16 protein-coding genes are annotated in these 16,301 nt (G+C 70.6%); 11 read left to right on the plus strand and 5 right to left on the minus strand.

The genetic code is table 11. The features are described 5' to 3' along the window. Positions 1-31 precede the first annotated feature (31 nt). Genes AB0C30_RS04095 through dgoD form a run of 6 tightly spaced genes read left to right on the plus strand, consistent with a single transcriptional unit; the run spans position 32 to position 6,179 of the window. The gene (locus tag AB0C30_RS04095) at positions 32-898 is read left to right on the plus strand and encodes a sugar ABC transporter permease (protein ID WP_357939362.1); all 867 of its coding nucleotides are present in this window, start codon (positions 32-34) and stop codon (positions 896-898) included. Further along, positions 892-1,731 (plus strand): carbohydrate ABC transporter permease, encoded by an 840-nt coding sequence (locus tag AB0C30_RS04100; RefSeq protein WP_357939364.1) that lies wholly within the window; start codon positions 892-894, stop codon positions 1,729-1,731. The genes AB0C30_RS04095 and AB0C30_RS04100 overlap by 7 nt, the downstream gene beginning before the upstream one ends. Further along, positions 1,728-3,650: a beta-galactosidase gene (locus tag AB0C30_RS04105; protein ID WP_357939366.1), complete on the plus strand. Its 1,923-nt coding sequence runs from the start codon at positions 1,728-1,730 to the stop codon at positions 3,648-3,650. Before AB0C30_RS04100 ends, AB0C30_RS04105 begins: the two co-directional genes overlap by 4 nt. Next, positions 3,647-4,357 (plus strand): SDR family oxidoreductase, encoded by a 711-nt coding sequence (locus tag AB0C30_RS04110; RefSeq protein ID WP_357939368.1) that lies wholly within the window; start codon positions 3,647-3,649, stop codon positions 4,355-4,357. Before AB0C30_RS04105 ends, AB0C30_RS04110 begins: the two co-directional genes overlap by 4 nt. Continuing rightward, positions 4,357-5,037, plus strand: a complete 681-nt coding sequence (locus AB0C30_RS04115; protein ID WP_357939757.1) for a FadR/GntR family transcriptional regulator — start codon at positions 4,357-4,359, stop codon at positions 5,035-5,037. Before AB0C30_RS04110 ends, AB0C30_RS04115 begins: the two co-directional genes overlap by 1 nt. Beyond that, a complete protein-coding gene (gene dgoD, locus AB0C30_RS04120) occupies positions 5,034-6,179 on the plus strand; it encodes a galactonate dehydratase (protein WP_357939370.1) in 1,146 nt (381 codons plus the stop codon). Before AB0C30_RS04115 ends, dgoD begins: the two co-directional genes overlap by 4 nt. 62 nt (positions 6,180-6,241) lie before the next feature. Here the strand turns inward: dgoD and AB0C30_RS04125 are convergent, their stop codons facing one another. Beyond that, positions 6,242-8,281, minus strand: coding sequence for a SufS family cysteine desulfurase (locus AB0C30_RS04125; RefSeq protein ID WP_357939372.1), 2,040 nt, complete (start codon positions 8,279-8,281; stop codon positions 6,242-6,244). Between the two features lie 195 nt (positions 8,282-8,476). Here AB0C30_RS04125 and AB0C30_RS04130 point away from each other — a divergent pair, with 195 nt between their 5' ends. Together AB0C30_RS04130 and AB0C30_RS04135 are read left to right on the plus strand one after the other, a co-directional pair. Continuing rightward, complete coding sequence (locus tag AB0C30_RS04130) at positions 8,477-9,610, plus strand: helix-turn-helix transcriptional regulator (protein ID WP_357939374.1); 1,134 nt, start codon at positions 8,477-8,479, stop codon at positions 9,608-9,610. Between the two features lie 105 nt (positions 9,611-9,715). Beyond that, positions 9,716-10,387, plus strand: coding sequence for an alpha/beta hydrolase (locus tag AB0C30_RS04135; RefSeq protein ID WP_357939376.1), 672 nt, complete (start codon positions 9,716-9,718; stop codon positions 10,385-10,387). A gap of 20 nt (positions 10,388-10,407) precedes the next feature. Here the strand turns inward: AB0C30_RS04135 and AB0C30_RS04140 are convergent, their stop codons facing one another. After that, positions 10,408-11,559 (minus strand): AI-2E family transporter, encoded by a 1,152-nt coding sequence (locus AB0C30_RS04140; RefSeq protein ID WP_357939378.1) that lies wholly within the window; start codon positions 11,557-11,559, stop codon positions 10,408-10,410. 130 nt (positions 11,560-11,689) lie between these two features. On the opposite strand from AB0C30_RS04140, the gene AB0C30_RS04145 reads away from it, so the two are divergent. After that, a complete protein-coding gene (locus AB0C30_RS04145; RefSeq protein WP_357939380.1) occupies positions 11,690-12,601 on the plus strand; it encodes a YihY/virulence factor BrkB family protein in 912 nt (303 codons plus the stop codon). A gap of 105 nt (positions 12,602-12,706) precedes the next feature. Beyond that, positions 12,707-12,883, plus strand: a complete 177-nt coding sequence (locus AB0C30_RS04150; protein ID WP_357939382.1) for a hypothetical protein — start codon at positions 12,707-12,709, stop codon at positions 12,881-12,883. A gap of 8 nt (positions 12,884-12,891) precedes the next feature. Here the strand turns inward: AB0C30_RS04150 and AB0C30_RS04155 are convergent, their stop codons facing one another. Together AB0C30_RS04155 and AB0C30_RS04160 are read right to left on the minus strand one after the other, a co-directional pair. Next, positions 12,892-13,551, minus strand: coding sequence for a response regulator transcription factor (locus AB0C30_RS04155; protein ID WP_357939384.1), 660 nt, complete (start codon positions 13,549-13,551; stop codon positions 12,892-12,894). After that, positions 13,539-14,813, minus strand: coding sequence for a sensor domain-containing protein (locus tag AB0C30_RS04160; RefSeq protein ID WP_357939386.1), 1,275 nt, complete (start codon positions 14,811-14,813; stop codon positions 13,539-13,541). Before AB0C30_RS04160 ends, AB0C30_RS04155 begins: the two co-directional genes overlap by 13 nt. Positions 14,814-15,013: 200 nt before the next feature. Here AB0C30_RS04160 and AB0C30_RS04165 point away from each other — a divergent pair, with 200 nt between their 5' ends. Then, entirely contained in the window at positions 15,014-15,244 is a 231-nt protein-coding gene (locus tag AB0C30_RS04165) for a hypothetical protein (RefSeq protein WP_357939388.1), read from the plus strand. A gap of 5 nt (positions 15,245-15,249) precedes the next feature. On the opposite strand, the gene AB0C30_RS04170 is transcribed toward AB0C30_RS04165, so the two are convergent. Next, on the minus strand, positions 15,250-16,281 hold the full coding sequence (locus AB0C30_RS04170; RefSeq protein ID WP_357939390.1) for a sigma-70 family RNA polymerase sigma factor: 1,032 nt from the start codon (positions 16,279-16,281) through the stop codon (positions 15,250-15,252). Positions 16,282-16,301: the final 20 nt, after the last annotated feature.

Raw genomic sequence — 16,301 nt, forward strand, 5'->3', positions numbered from 1 at the left:
CTCGCGGCGCCCCGGTCGGCCAAGGACGCACGTGGTGGTCCTGGTCGCGCCGTTCTTCGTGGCCTTCGCGCTGTTCTTCCTCGCGCCGATCGGCTACGCGATCTACCAGAGCTTCTTCAAGCTCACCAGCAGCGGGCTCGGTCTGACCGAGCCGGTGCTGGAGTTCGCCGGGCTCGGCAACTACGCCACCGCGCTGAGCCAGGAGGCGTTCGTGGCGAGCATCGGCCGGGTGCTGGTGTTCAGCCTGATCGAGGTGCCGACCATGGTGGTCTGCGCCCTGGCGCTGGCCCTGCTGCTCGACTCGGCGAGAGCGCGCTTCCGGCCGTTCTTCCGCGTCTCGTTCTTCCTTCCGTACGGCGTGCCCGGCGTGATCGCCTCGCTGCTGTGGGGCTTCCTCTACGTACCGCAGACCAGTCCGCTCATCGACGTACTGGCCGCCATGGGCCTGCCGCACGACTTCCTCGGCCCCGACACGATCCTGCTGGCCATCGCCAACATCTCCACCTGGCAGTTCGCCGGATACAACATGCTCGTGCTGATCGCCGGGCTGCAGGCCATCCCCCGGGAGCTGTACGAGGCGGCCAGGGTGGACGGCGCGAGCGAGCTGCGGATCGCCTGGCACGTCAAGATCCCGCTGGTACGCGCGCCGCTGATCCTGATCACCGTGTTCACGCTCATCGGCACCCTCCAGCTGTTCGTCGAGCCGCTGATACTCAAGCCGCTCACCACGGCGATCAACAGCGACTACACGCCCAACCTGGCGGCGTACAACCAGGCTTTCGGCCAGGCGGATGTCCATCTCGCCTCGGCGGAGGCCACACTTATCGCGATCATGGCATTCGTGATCTCCTTCGGCTTCCTTCGACTGGTGAACAGGAAGGGGAACAGAGCGTGGTGAACCGGTGGAGGCCGGCCACCGTCGTGGTCATGGCGCTGCTCCTCGCGGCGGCCGTCTACTTCCTGCTGCCGGTCGTCTGGGTGCTGGTCGCCGCGACCAAGAGCACCGCCGACCTGTTCGGCACGTTCGGTCTGTGGTCGCCGCACCCGCAGCTCGGCGCCAACCTCGCCCGCCTGTTCGGCGACGGGCTGTTCGGCCGCTGGATACTCAACAGCTTCCTGTACGCGGGCGTCGGCGCGCTGGTGGCCACCATGCTGTCGGCCGGGGCGGGCTACGCCATGGCCAAATACCCCTTCCGGGGCCGGGAGGCGCTGTTCAACCTGGTGCTGGCGGGCGTGCTCGTGCCGGCCACGGTGCTGGCGTTGCCCACGTACCTCATCTTCAGCCAGACGGGCCTGACCGGATCGTTCTGGTCGGTGCTGCTGCCCAGCATCGTCAGCCCGTTCGGCGTCTACCTCGCGCGCATCCACGCCAACGCGGCGATCCCCGACGCGCTGCTGGAGTCGGCGCGGCTGGACGGCGCGGGGGAGTATCGCATCTTCTTCAGCATCGGCCTGAAGATCATGAGCCCGGCGCTGGTCACGATCTTCCTGTTCCAGTTCATCGGTATCTGGAACAACTACTTCCTGCCCCTGGTGATGCTGTCGGACCAGAACCTCTACCCTGTCACGTTGGGCCTGGCCCTGTGGAACTCCCAGACCTTCAGGAACCCGGCCTTCTTCGAGCTCACGGTCACCGGCGCAGCGGTGTCCGCGCTCCTTCTCGTCATCACCATGGCCTCGCTGCAGCGATTCTGGCGGGCGGGCCTCACCGCAGGGAGTGTCAAGGGATGAAGCACGACCGAGTACATTTCGGCGCCGACTACAACCCCGAGCAGTGGTCGCCGGAGGTCTGGCGCGAGGACATCCGCCTCATGCGCGAGGCGGGCGTCACCATCGTCACGCTCGGCGTCTTCTCCTGGGGCCTCGTCGAGCCCGAGCCGGGGGTCTACGACTTCGGCTGGCTGGACGAGGTCATGGACCTGCTCGGCGACGCGGGCATCGAGGTCAGCCTGGCCACGGGCACCGCGTCACCGCCGGCGTGGCTGTCGCGCCGGCACCCCGAGACGCTGCCGGTCACCCGCGACGGCGTGCGCCTGTCGCCGGGCTCGCGCCAGCACTACTGCCCCAGCTCGCCCGTCTACCGCGAGGCGGCCGTGGGGCTGGCCGTCCAGCTGGCCAAGAGGTACGGCGGGCATCCCGCGCTGGCCATCTGGCACGTCGGCAACGAGTACGGCTGCCACATCCAGGAGTGCTACTGCGACGTCTCCGCCGAAGACTTCCGCACCTGGCTGCGCGAGCGTTACGGCGACCTCGACGCGCTGAACGCCGCCTGGTCCACCACGTTCTGGAGCCAGCGGGTCGCCGACTGGGCCGACGTGCTGCCGCCCCGCGCGGCCCCGACCCTGCGCAACCCGGCCCAGGATCTCGACTACCGCCGCTTCAGCTCCGACGCGCTGCTGGCCTGCTACCGGGCCGAGCGGGCGGTGCTCCAGCAGTTGACCCCCGACGTGCCGATCACCACGAACATCATGGGCATGTGGGAGCCGGTCGCCGACTACGCCTCCTGGGCGGCCGACTTCGACGTGGTGGCGCTCGACATCTACCCCGAGCCGAAGGACCCCGGCGCGCACATCGACGCGGCCTTCTTCCACGACCAGATGCGCTCGCTGGGCGGCGGCCGGCCCTACCTGATGATGGAGACCGCGACCAGCGCGATCAGCTACCGCCCGCCGAACCGGCCGAAGCGGGACGGACTGAACCGGCTGTGGAGTCACCAGGCGGTGGCGCGCGGCGCCGACGCGGTCATGTACTTCCAGTGGCGGGCCTCGGCGGGCGGCGCGGAGAAGTTCCACTCCGCGATCGTCTCCCACGGCGGCGCGGACAACCGGATCTTCCGCGAGGTGGCCGGGCTGGGCGCCGAGCTGGCGGCACTGTCCGGCGTCGCGGGCTCGCGGGTGCGCGCAGACGTGGCGATCGTGCACGACTACGCCAACTGGTGGGCGCTGGAGCTGGACGCCCGGCCGGGCGAGCTGAAGATTCCCGAGCGGGTACGCGCCCACTACGCGCCGCTCTGGCGGGAGAACGTCACGGTGGACGTGGTGCCGCCCGAGGCGGACCTGTCGGCGTACAAGCTGGTCGTGGTGCCGAACCTCTACCTGTGCACCGACGCGGCGGCCGCCAACCTGCGCGGCTATGTCGAGGGCGGTGGGCACCTGCTGATGTCGTTCTTCAGCGGGATCGTCGACGAGTGCGACCGTATCCGGCTGGGCGGCTACCCCGGCGCCTTCCGGGAGCTGCTCGGGCTGCGGGTGGAGGAGTTCTGGCCGCTCAGTGAGGGCGAGAGTGTGGGCCTGACCTCGGGCGGGAGCGCGGACCTGTGGGCCGACCACGTCGTGGCGGAAGGTGCCGAGGTCCTGGCCGCCTACACCGGCGGCCCGCTGGCCGGGGCGCCGGCGATCACCCGGCACGCCTTCGGCCTGGGCGCCGCCACCTACCTCGGCACGCGCCCGGACGAGCGGGCCATGCGCGAGCTCGTCCGCGACGCCCTGCGGCTGGCGGAGGTCGAGCCTGTCCTCCAGGGAGTGCCCGACGAGGTGGAGGTCGTACGGCGTGGGGAGCACTTGTTCCTGCTCAACCACGGTGACCGGCCCGTGAGCGTGGCCGGGGTGGAGCTGGCTCCCCATGATGTCGTCGTACTGGCAGGGTCATGAGCGGGCGCTTCGCGGGCAGGACGGCCGTCGTGACCGGTGGCGCGTCGGGGATCGGCGCCGCGACGGCGGCGCGGCTGACCGCTGAGGGCGCGTCCGTCTTGGTGGTCGATGTCGTCGCGGAGCCGCCGCAGACAGGCGCCGGTTACCTGCGCGGCGACGTGGCCGAGGAGGAGACCTGGGAACGGGTCGCCGAGTGGGGTCCGATCGACGTGATCGTGAGCAACGCGGCCGTCGCCGAGGTGGCGCCCGCGCACCAGATCACGCTGGAGTCGTGGAACCGGCAGCTCGGCGTCGGCCTGACCGGCACCTTCCTGGCCGCCCGCAGGCTGCTGCCCGGCCTGGCCACCAGGGGCGGCGCGATGGTGGTCACCTCCTCCGTGCACGCGCTCGTCGGCCTGCCAGGACACCCCGCGTACGCCGCCGCCAAGGGCGGGCTGACCGCGCTCACCCGGCAGCTGGCGGTCGAGTACGGCCCCGCCGTCCGCGTCAACTGCGTCCTGCCCGGGCCGATCATGACGCCCGCCTGGGACCGGGTGGACGAGGCGGGCCGGGCGGACAGTGTCAGGGCCACCGTGCTCGACCGGTTCGGCACGCCCGAGGAGGTGGCCGCGGTGATCGCCTTCCTGGCCTCGCCGGAAGCCTCGTTCGTCACGGGAGCGTGCGTGGTCGTGGACGGCGGCTGGAGCATCGTGAAGGACTCGGCGTGATGGCGGCCTACAGCGGGCGCGGGCTCCACGGGCAGACGGTCGAGGCCATCGCCTCGATGATCTTCGGCGGGGAGTTCAGGGCGGGCGACAGTCTCGACGTCACCGTCCTGCAGGAACGGCTCGGCGTCAGCTCGACGGCGCTGCGCGAGGCGATGAAGGTCCTCACCGCCAAGGGGCTCATCGGGGCCAAGCCCAAGCTCGGCACCTATGTACGCCCGCGCGCCGACTGGAACCTCCTCGACGGCGACGTGATCCGGTGGAAGTTCGCCGGGCGCCCCGACCCGGGATTCCTGCGCGACCTGCACGAGCTGCGCTCCATCGTCGAGCCCCAGGTCGCCCGGCTGGCCGCGCTGCGCCGTACCCCCGAACAGCTCGACGCCCTGCGGAAGGCACTGGACGCGATGGCGTCCGCCGCCGACCCCGTCGCGGCCGACCTGGACTTCCACCGGGCGCTGCTGGCGGCGGGCGACAACGAACTGCTCATCCGCATGGAGGTCGTCATGGGCGCGGGCCTGGCCGGGCGCGACCGGCTCGTCCACGGCTCCAGCGGCAGCGACGACCCCGTACCCAGTCATTTGGCGGTGCTGACGGCCATCGAGAGACAGGACGGCGAGGCCGCGGAGGCGGCGATGCGGGACCTGCTCGACAAGGCGTGGCGCGACCTGGAGGAACTGCTGTGAAGATCACCAGGATCGAGACGTTCCCGGTGCCGCCGAGATGGCTGTTCTGCCGCGTGGAGACCGACGAGGGCGTCGTCGGCTGGGGCGAGCCCGTCGTCGAGGGACGGGCCGAGGTCGTGCGGGCCGCGGTGGACGTACTCAGTGAATATCTCCTCGGCCAGGATCCGCTGCGGATCGAGGACCACTGGCAGGTGCTCACCAAGGGCGGCTTCTACCGGGGCGGCCCTGTACTTTCCAGCGCTGTCGCGGGGCTCGACCAAGCCCTGTGGGACATCGCCGGCCAGCACTACGGCGCGCCCGTGCACGCCCTGCTCGGCGGGCCGGTCCGCGACAAGGTCAGGGTCTACGCCTGGGTCGGCGGCGACGACCCCGGCGAGCTGCGGGAGGAGATCGACAAGCAGGTCGAGGCCGGGTTCACCGCGGTCAAGATGAACGGCTCGGGCCTGATGCCGCGCTCCCTCACCGCCGCCGACCTCGCGTCCGTGGTGGGCCGGGCGGAGGTCGCCAGGTCGGCCCTCGGCCCCGGCCGCGACTTCGCGATCGACCTGCACGGCCGCGCCACGACCGCCAACGCCAGACGCGTCCTTGCCGCCGTCGCCGATCTGCAACCGCTGTTCGTGGAGGAGCCGCTGGCCCCTGACCACCTGCACCGGCTCCGCGACCTGACCGCTTCGACGGACGTGCCGATCGCGCTCGGCGAACGCCTGTACTCCCGCACCGACTTCCTGCCGCCGTTGACCTCCGGCCTGGCCGTGGCCCAGCCCGACCTGTCCCACGCGGGCGGCATCTCGGAGGTCAGGCGGATCGCCGCGCTCGCCGAGACGTTCGACGTGCAACTCGCCCCGCACTGCCCGCTCGGCCCGATCGCGCTGGCCGCCAGCCTGCAGATCGGCTTCGCCACGCCCAACTTCCTCATCCAGGAGCAGAGCGTGGGCATCTACCACAACGGCGGCGCCGAACTCCTCGACTACGTCCTCGACCCCACCCCGTTCACCTTCACCGACGGCCACGCCCACCGCACCACGCTGCCCGGCCTGGGGGTGACCATCGACGAGCAGGCGGTACGGCAGGCCGCCCGCCACCCGCACGCCTGGCGCAACCCGGTCTGGCGGCACGACGACGGCTCGATGGCGGAATGGTGAGGCTGCGTGTGTGGCGACCCTGCCCGACACCGGGGCCATCCGCCGGGCTGGGTCGCTGACGATCAGGCTCGGGCGGTCACCACGCTCGCCGAGGTCTCCGCGTGCACGCCGTGCCCGTCCGTACAGTGGGCCAGGTTCGCGCGGACGGCGGCGTAGAGGTCCCGGCGATGGACGGAGATGTGCGGCCCGACCGCCGAGAAGTCGAAGAGGCAGCACAAGGCGTCCGGCCCGCCGGGAATGGTGACCGGCACCGTCCACTCGCGCAGCTCGACCCGGCCGAAGCCCGCCTCCTCCACCAGGGCGGCGACCTCCTCCCCGCCCAGCGACCACGGCTCCTCGAACAACGCGGCCGGTCCGGGGCCGAGCACGGCGCCCACCGCGTCGCGCAGGGCGCGGAAGAGCGGATTGTGGCGGAGCGGTGACCAGGTGGCGATGGCGATCCGCGCGCCGGGACGGGCGGCCCTGCGCATCTCGGCCACCGCGGCGCGCCGGTCCGGGACGAACTGGAGCGCCTGCTGCATGGTGATCAGGTCGAACGCCTCGTCGGACACGTGCAGGGGGGCCGCGCCGCACTCGACGTACTGGATCGGGGCCCCGCTGACGGGCGGCTCCTCCCGCGCGAGCGCGAGCATGGCCGGGCTCGGGTCGGTGCCGACCACGGCCCCGCCGTCGCCCACCGCCGCCGCCATGACGCGGGCCACCGTGCCCGGCCCGGTCCCGATGTCGAGCGCCCTGGCTCCCTGGGCGGGAGCCAGCTCCTCGACCAGCCGGTACGCCCAGGGCCGGAAGATCCCCGGCACCAGGACCTCCTGGTACGGGCGGACCTGGCGGGTGTCGTACACCGTGTGCGGGGTCTGTTCACCCCGCCGGGAGCCGCGCGCCTGCTCCAGGGTCGTGGCCAGGACGTCGACCTCGTCGGGCGAGTTGTACAGGTAGAAGGAGGCGCGGATGGCCGCCGGGATGCCGAAGCGGCTGCATGCGAGCTGGGCGCAGTGGTGGCCCGAACGTACCGCGATCCCCGCCTCGTCCAAGGCCGTGCGCACCTGCTGGAGCGGCATGCCGTCCACCACGAAGGAGAGCAGCGGCAGCCGGTCGACGGTGTCCGCCGGCCCGATGAACCGGATGCCGGGCACCTCGCCGAGCCGGTCCAGCGCGTACTCGATCAGTGCCTGGTCATGGGCGGCGACCGCGTCCATCCCGATCTCCGAGAGGAAGTCGCACGCGGCCCCCAGGCCGACCGCCTGCGCCACCGGCGGCGTCCCGGCCTCGAACTTGAGCGGGGGTGCGGCGTAGTGCATGGCGTCCACACTGACCGTCTCGATCATCTCGCCGCCGCCGAGGAAGGGCGGCAGCGCCGCCAGCAGCTCGTGCCGGCCCCACAGCACGCCGATCCCGGTGGGCCCGCACATCTTGTGCCCGGAGAACGTCACGAAGTCGGCCCCGAGCGCGGCGACGTCCACCCCGAGATGCGGAACCGACTGCGCCGCGTCCACGACCAGCAGGGCGCCGACCTCGGCCGCGCGGGCCGCGATCGGCGCGATGGGGTTCACGGTGCCCAGGATGTTCGAGGCGTGCACGACCGCCACGACCTTGGTCCGCTCCGTGACCAGCTCGGCCAGGCGGGACAGGTCCAGGCGGCCGTCGTCCGTGATGCCCAGATAACTGACCTTCGCCCCCACACGCTCGGCGAGCAGCCGCCAGGGGATGAGGTTGGAGTGGTGCTCCATCTCGGTCAGGACGATCTCGTCGCCGGGACCGACCCGGAGCCGCCCGTCGCCCCACATCAGCGTGTTGGCCAGGAGATTGGTGGCCTCGGTGGCGTTCTTGGTGAAGACGATCTCCTCGGTGCGGGGCGCGTTGACGAAGGCCGCGACCTTGCGCCGGGCCCCTTCGTACAGCTCGGTCGCCTCCACGGCCAGGCGGTAGACACCACGGTGCACGTTGGCGTTGGCGCGCGTGTACCAGTGGCTGAGGGCGTCGAGCACCACGGCCGGCTTCTGCGTGGTGGCGGCGCTGTCGAGGTAGACGGGTGGACGGGAGCCGTCAGCGGCTGTCTCGAAGAACGGGAATGCCTTCCGTATCGACTCGACGTCGATCGTCATCGTGGTCTCCTCCTGCCGAACGGTGTCGCGGCAGTCTCACCCCGGCCGGGCCGCCCGGATCCAACTGGAGTTGCGCGACGGCATCCCACGATTCTCCGAATACGATAGCGGCTTTTTCTTCGGCGCCCGGTGGCACAAAGCGGCGGTCATTTATGGCCGTCGATGGCCGTCGAATTCATCGCCTAATCTGGCGGCATGGCCAGCGATTTCTTGGTCGACGGCGGCCGGATCATGGCCATGCGCCGCGCACGCGGCCTATCCCGGCGCATTCTGGCGAATCTCGTGGGCTGCAGCGAGGAATGGCTCCGGCTGGTCGAAAAAGGCGCCAGGCCGCTGGACCGATTATCCACCATCATGCGAATCGCCGATGTTCTCCGCGTCAACGACCTTTCCGAACTCATCGGTGGCCACATAACACTGCCGGCCACGGGCGACCACGGCGAATGCGATGACGTCGGCCGGGCACTGCTGTTCCCCAGATTGTGCGCTGACGGGGTGACCGAGAGCGTGCACCGCGTCCACCGCCACGTGTCGTCGGCGTGGGAGATCTGGCGGCGCTCGCCCAGACGCTACACCGAGCTACGCCGTCGCCTGCCCGCCCTCCTCCTGATGGCCGACACGTCGGCGGAGCACGCGAAGGCCGAGGACCGGCAGGCCGCTGCGGCCGACCTCACCGACGTCTACCGGCTGTTCGCGACGCTGCTGCGCGGCTGCGGCCACCACCCGCTCGCCCTGCTGGCCGCCGACCGCGCCGTGGCCGCCGCGCCCGCCGACCTGCGGGCGCTTACCCGGGCCGAGCTGGCCGAGGTCCTCATCCACCTGGGCAGGTACGCCGACGCCCGCCGCTTGTGCCTGGCCGCGACCGAGCTCACGGACGACCCGTCGACCATCGGCACCTGCTACCTGACGGCGGCGCTGGCCACCGCCGAGGAGAACGACCTCCTCCGGACCGAGGAACTCCTGAACCGCGCCCGCAAGCTCGGCGGGCGGCTCGGCGTGGACTTCATGGCCGAGGTGGACCTGCACGCGGTGGTGGTGGCGGCACGCATGGGACGCTACCGGCAGGCCATCCGGCTGGCGGCGGACGTCGACGCCGACCGGTTGTACGCGAAGGACCGGCAGGCCCGCTATTTCCTGTCCCTGGCCACGGCCTACGCCATGGACCGCAACCCGGAAGCCGCCACCGCCATGCTCAGGAAGGTGGCGGAGACCTGCCCCGAGGAGCTCAAGTACAGCCCTCAGGCCGGCCGGGTGGTGGACCAACTCCGGCGGCTGGACTGCGAGACGACCCGCGGCGAGCTACGGCAGATCGCCCGGCTCACCGCCTGATCCTCCATAACTGTTCCTTCTCATATGGAGACGTACTATCTCTTGGACTTCTGGTTCGTTCTGCCGGAGGCTGGGGACGTACGCCACCTACCTGAGGAATCCCCGATGACGACCTTCGTACTTGTTCCCGGCGCCTGCCACGGCGCGTGGTGTTTCGAACCGCTGGCGCGCCGGCTCCGGCAGCACGGCCACGAGGCGTACCCGATCACGCTGACCGGGCTGGGGGCCAGGAAGCACCTGCTCAACGCCTCCGTCAACCTCGACACGCACGTCGAGGACGTGGTGAACCTCCTGGAGGACGAGCAGATCACCGACGTCGTGCTGGTGGGGCACAGCTATGGCGGAATGGTGATCACCGGTGCCGCCGACCGCGTCCCCGAGCGGGTCGACGGTCTGGTCTATGTCGACGCCTTCGTACCCGAGGACGGGGACTCCTGCTGGACCTTGGCCACGGACGACCAGCGACACTGGTACATCGGCGACGCCCACGCGAACGGCTACGCGACCGCGCCGCTGCCCTTCTTCGATCCGCGGGCGACGCCGCACCCGCTGGCCTCCCTCATCCAGTCGATCCGCCTGCGCGGCGGGCTCGACCGGTTCCGGAGCAAGGACTATGTGTACGCGGCCGAGGGCGAGGGGGAGTCGGCCTTCAAGCCGGCCTACGAGCGGGCGCTGGCCGATCCGTCGTGGCGCGCGCATGCCCTCGCGTCCAGGCACAACGTGATGCGGGACGCGCCCGACGAGCTGCTGAAGATCCTCCTGGCCACGAGCGCCTAGTCCCGCCGCGCATCATCGCGTCACCCGGTCGGCAGCGTTGGTCCGCCGGCGGTCTGGGCGGGTTTGCCGTGGTGCGGTGGTGGTTCCGGCTCCGGCACAGGTGGGAGCGGGAGCGGTTCGTCCCGGAAGAGCTCGGGCACCGATCGGTACAGGATCGCGGCGATCGGCACGGCCACGATCGCGCCCGCGATCCCCGCCAGGATGCCGCCGACGGAGAGCACGATGATGATCGCCAGCGGGTGGAAGTGGAGCGCCCGGCCGACGATCAGCGGCTGGAGGACGTGGTTCTCCAACTGCTGCTCGACGACCAGGATGCCGACGAAGATGAGCGCGTAGATCGGACCCTTCGCGCCGAGCGTGACCAGCGTCGCGACGGCTCCGGCGAAGAAGATACCGACGATCGGGATGAAACTGGCCAGGAAGATCAGCACGGCCAGCGCCGCCCAGAGCGGGACGCCCATGACCGCGAGCACGATGCCCATGAGGATGCCGTGCACCGCCGCCACGGCCACGGTGCCCTGTACGTAGTGCGAGAGCGTGACCCAGGCCGTGCGCCCGGCGCGATCGACCCGTGGCGCGACCGTACCGAACGCCTTGAGGAACCACGCCCAGATCCGGTCCCCGTCCTTGAGCAGGAAGAACGTCACGAAGAGCAGCAGGACGGTCGCGGCCAGCGCTTCGAGCAGCACCACGGTGCCCGCGAGTACGGTCGAGGTGATCTGCCGCTGCTGTTCGGTGACCAGGTTGGCGATGTCGTCGACCCAGTTGCTGAGCTGGTTCGGCTTCACGTGCAGCGGGCCGGTGTAGAGCCAGCCCTCCATCGTCTTGGCGGTCTGCTGCACCTGTTTCACCAGGCCGGGAAACTCCTCGTTGGCCCGGACGCCGATGACCCAGCCCGTCCCGGCCACCACGGCGAACGCCACGAGCATGGTGATCCACGTGGCGTAGATCGGCCGCAGACCCATCGCGCGCAGCCGTCTGGTGAGGGGGAACAGCAGCGCGGTCAGCAGCAGCGCGACCGCGACCGGCAGGGCGATGAGGTGCATCAGCACCACGATGTTGACTATGTAGTTGGCCACGAAGCCGATGAGGATCAAGCAGGCGCTCCAGGCGGCCAGCTTGGCCAGCGTTGGTGGCACCAGCCCCCAGAGGGGTCCCCGATCCGGCTTCACGTCTTCCAGCCTCTCACCTCCGCTCCTGATAGGCACGGATCCTGGCCGCCCAGTAAGGTGCGGCCAGGATGATTCGACGCACGCCCGGGTAGAGGCTCAGCCTGAAGATCGAGCGGTTTTGGACGGTACGGTGAGCAAGCTCGGACGGTTGCCGGCGGCTTGGGCTCGGGCGAGAAGTCGTCATGGCTGGCTGGATCATCTGGTCCGGGCACTGATCCGCTATGACAAGGTGGACGCCGGCCGGTTGTCGGCCGCACTCACGTACTACTCCTTCTTCGCCACCTTCGCGCTCGCCCTGCTGGGGTTCGCCATTCTCGGCCGGTACCTGGACTATCCGCCGGTGCTGGAGGCGGTGCGGCACTATCTGAGCGAGAACTTCCCGCGGCTGGACGTCCAGGCGTTGATCGACGCGCGGGCGACGGCCGGGGCGGTGGCGTTCGTCGCGCTGCCGTTGACGGGCCTTTTCTGGATGGACGCCCTGCGCTCGGCCAGCAGGGCGATCTGGCGGATCGAGGAGTATCCGGGGAGGTTCATCCTGCGCCAGCTCATCGACCTGGGCGTGGTGGCCGGGCTCGGTGTGCTGCTCTTCCTGTCGATCGCCCTCGCCTTCGCCGCCGAGTGGCTGCTGAGCTGGCTGGCCGTCCACACGGTGGGCACGGACGCCGACTGGGCCCAGTGGGTGCTGTCCGCGGCCGCGTTCGTCATCGGTCTCGGCATCAACACCCTGCTGGCCATGGCGTTGCTGACCGCCCCGCCCCGGCTGCACCTGCCGCTGCGCAGGGTGATCGGCCCGGCCCTCGTCATCACGTTCGGCCTGGAGATCCTCAAGACCCTCGGGCAGGTCTACCTCAACCTCACCGCGGCCAACCCCGCCTACCAGGTGGTCGCGGGAGCGGTGGGGATGCTGGTGTTTCTCAAGCTGCTCAACCAGCTCATCCTGTTCGCCGTCGCTCTGGCGGCCACCAGCACCACCGGCCAGGTCAAGGACCTGACGACTGGCGGGCCTCCGCTCAGAAAGTCGCCGAAGGTCCCGCTTCAGTGACGGACGGTGGGAAAACTGTCCGTTTCCTCGGCCTCGCCAGGGGGAGAGACTGGTGACCAAGGCCGAATGATGGAGGTAGAACCGATGCGCTTAGCGTCAGTAGTGGTGATCCTTTGGCTGATCGTCGGCGCCTTCGCGGCGGGCCAGCGTGACTACTACTCAGGACCGGTCGACAACTGCAACAAGTTGGCCACCATCGCCGTGACGATCGTGGCCGGCCCTCTCAACTATGTCGGCATGAACCCGAAGATCGACTGTGAGACACCCCAGCCCAGCAAGTGACATCCGGGTCACACCCGGCGGTTGGCGTCCTCCAGGTAGTGCAGGACCGCGGTGACGCGCCGGTCCGCCCGGTCGGTGGGCGCCAGGTCGAGCTTGGCGAAGATGCTGCGGATGTGCTTGTGCACGGCGCCATCAGTGACGAAGAGCCGCTCGGCGATGGCGGCGTTGCCCAGACCTTCGGCCATCAGGGCCAGCACGTCGCGTTCGCGCGGGCTGAGGCGCTCCAGCCGGGTGTCGGGCCGGGTGCGTACGAGCAGCTGCGCGACGACATCCGGATCGATGGCCGTACCCCCGTCCGCCACCCGATGCAGCGCGGCCAGGAACTCGTCCACTCGCCCGACCCGCTCCTTCAGCAGGTACCCGAGGCGGGAGCTGCCATGGGAGAGCAACTCGGTGGCGAACGCCTGCTCGACATAGGCGGACAGCACGAGCACGGCCAGGTCCGGCTGGCGGCGCCGGGCCTCGACGGCCGCGACGATCCCCTCGTCGGTGTGGGTCGGCGGCATCCGTACGTCGACGATCGCGACGTCCGGCTTGTGGGCCCCGACGGCGTCCAGGAAGCCACTGGGGTCACCGGCGGTGGCCACGACGTCGATCCCCTCGGCGCGGAGCAGCAGCGCGAGCCCTTCGCGCAGGAGCGGGTCGTCCTCGGCGATCACGATCCGCATGGCAGGCTCACGGTCACGGTGGTGGGCCCACCGGGTGGGCTGGTCAGCATGAATGTCCCATCGTGTGCTTCGGTACGTTGGCGGATGCCGACGAACCCGGACCCGTTGCGTTCGTCCGCGCCGCCCTGGCCGTCGTCGGTGATCCGCAGGTGGAGCCGGTCGTCCTGGAGGCGGGCCAGGACGTCGGCGCGCCCGGCACGGCTGTGCTTGGCGATGTTCGTGAGCGTCTCGGCCACCACGAAGTAGGCCGTCGCCTCGACCGAGGAGGCGCACCGGACGGGCAGGTCGGCGTCGATCCGGCAGGGCACCGGGCAGGCCGTGGCCAGACCGGTGAGCGCGTCCGAAAGGCTCCGGTCGGTCAGCACCGGCGGCAGGATGCTGCGGACGACCCCGCGGAGCTCGGCGAGTGCCTGCTCGGCGGCGTCCTGCGCACGTTCGAGAATGGCCTCGGCACTGGCCGGGTCGCGGGTCAGAGCCCGGCGGGCCGCGCCGAGCAGAACGTTGACGGCGACGATCCGGTTCTGCGTCCCGTCGTGCAGCGACCGCTCGATGCGCCGCAGTTCGGCGGAGTGCGCGTCGAGCGCGGCGGCGCGGGTCGCGGTGAGCTGTACGACCCGCAGCGCGAGGTCGGTTCCGGAGACGGGCGCCAGCAGTCGCCGACCGGGCCAGGCCTGCAGCCGCGCCATTCCCGGGATGATCGTGGCGGTGATGACGATCCAGCCGATGCCCAGCAGGGAGACGGCGAGGGCGCTGGGCCAGCCCTGCACGGTCCAGAGCCCACTGGCCGACGTGGCCGCCACGTCCGGTGGCAGCAGCCGCCAGTACAACGGGAAGGGGATGTCGCGCACCGCGTAGAGGGGCAGCGAGAGACCGATCGCTCCGACAAGCAGCCCGAAGACGGCATGCGTCGCCACCCAGCCCACTTCCCCGCGTACGGCCGAGTCCGCGAGGGCGGCGCGCAGCCCATGCGGTATCGGCTCCGGGCCGACGACCTCCGGACCCCAGCGGGAGAGCCGCCCGCGTTCCCGGTCGGCGACGACCCGCACCACGCGCAGCGTGACGGGCGCCAGCAGCAGGCCCACGCCGACGAGGCTGGTCACCGCTGTGGCGATCACCAGCGCGAAGGCGATCAACGCCAGGAACGAGGTGCCGAACCCGCCGACGAGGCGTTCGAGCGCGTCCAGGACGACTCGGGCACGGGCGAGGGCGAACGCGTCCCAGCAGGCCGCCCGCCGGCCGGTCGTGGGGTCGTCGGTCGGCATGCGGCACCTCCCTGGCCCAGGAGATCGCCCGGGCGGCGCCTCCTCAGCCCAGGACAATAGGGCATCACTTGGGCGGTCGGCAGATCATCGGCCGAGGAGTACAGCCTGCTGTACCCGGCTTGTCCCGTTAGTGGGATCGTCGTCAGCGGTGATCGTCCGTAGCTTCGATGTGTGACAGCCCATCGAGTGAGGAGCACCTCATGTCCGACATCCTGAACGTCTCCGAGGCAGCCCGTCCGGCACAGTCCGCCGACGCTCGGCGCGGGATGTTCCGTCCCGTGCTGTGGCTCCTGCTCGCGATCAGCGCCGTCCTCAACATAGTGACCTCGAACATCGGCCCCAACGTCTTCGTCGGCATCGGATTCGGGCTCGCCACCATCGCGTGCGCCGTCGCCCTGGCCGTCCACCACTACCGCCATCGGCGCCCCTGAGCATCTCAGGGCAGTGCGGCGGGCAGCCCGAAGGGCGTGAAGTGCTCGGCGCCGACGAACGAGGTGACCTCGCGGATGCGCTCGCCGCGCAGGGTCAGTACGTTGATCGACCAGGCGAGGTGTGGGCCGGAGCCGTCGTTCCGGAGGTAGCAGGCCACGGCGGGCTGGCCGTTCGCGGTGACCGGCAGGTGCCGCCAGCTGCCGCAGGCGGTCAGCGGGATCCGCGTGGCGAAGTCGGCGACGGCCGCCAGGCCGTGATACCAGTGCGGCAGCGGCGGCATCGACCAGGTGACGTCCTCGGTCAGGAGCGCGACCAGGGCGTCGGCGTCGCCGCGTTCGAGCGCGGTGGAGTAACCGGCGACGATCTCCCGCACCCTGGCGTCGTCGATCTGGCGCAACGTCCGCTGCTGGGTCGGAGCGGGCACCTTCTCCGCGACGATCTTGCGGGCGCGCGCCAGGGCGGAGTTCACTGACGTGGTGGAGGTGTTCATCGTGGTGGCGATCTCGGCGGCGGAGAACCCGAGGACCTCGAAGAGCAGCAGCGCCGCGCGCTGGTTGCCCGGCAGGTGCTGCAGGGCGGCGACGAAGGCGAGTTCGACGGCCTCGCGCTGCTCGTAGCGCGCGGCCGGCCCGCCCGCGCCGAGGCCCGCGTCTGGGTAGGGGCCCAGCCAGGCGACGTCGGCCAGCGGGGCGTCGCCGAGCACGGCGCGATCACTGGACGGGCCGAGGTCCATCGGCAGGGCTCGCCTACCCCTGGATTCGATGGTATCCAGGCAGGTGTGGGTGGCCACGGTGTACAGCCACGAGCGCAGCGAGCTGCGGCCCTCGAAACGGGCGAGCCCCCGCCACGCCCGCAGCAGGGCGTCCTGGAGGGCGTCGTCGGCGTCGTGGGTGGAGCCGAGCATGCGGTAGCAGTGGGCGTGCAGCTCCCGGCGCAGCGGCTCCACGAGCCGGTTGAACGCGGCATCGTCCCCGGTACGCGCCCGGACCAGGTCTTCGGCATCCTCCGCCGACGTGGCGGAAAAGACTTCGCTCACAAGCGACGATTCTGCCCCAT

This window comes from Nonomuraea sp. NPDC048901 (assembly GCF_040649695.1).
GTDB lineage: Bacteria > Actinomycetota > Actinomycetes > Streptosporangiales > Streptosporangiaceae > Nonomuraea.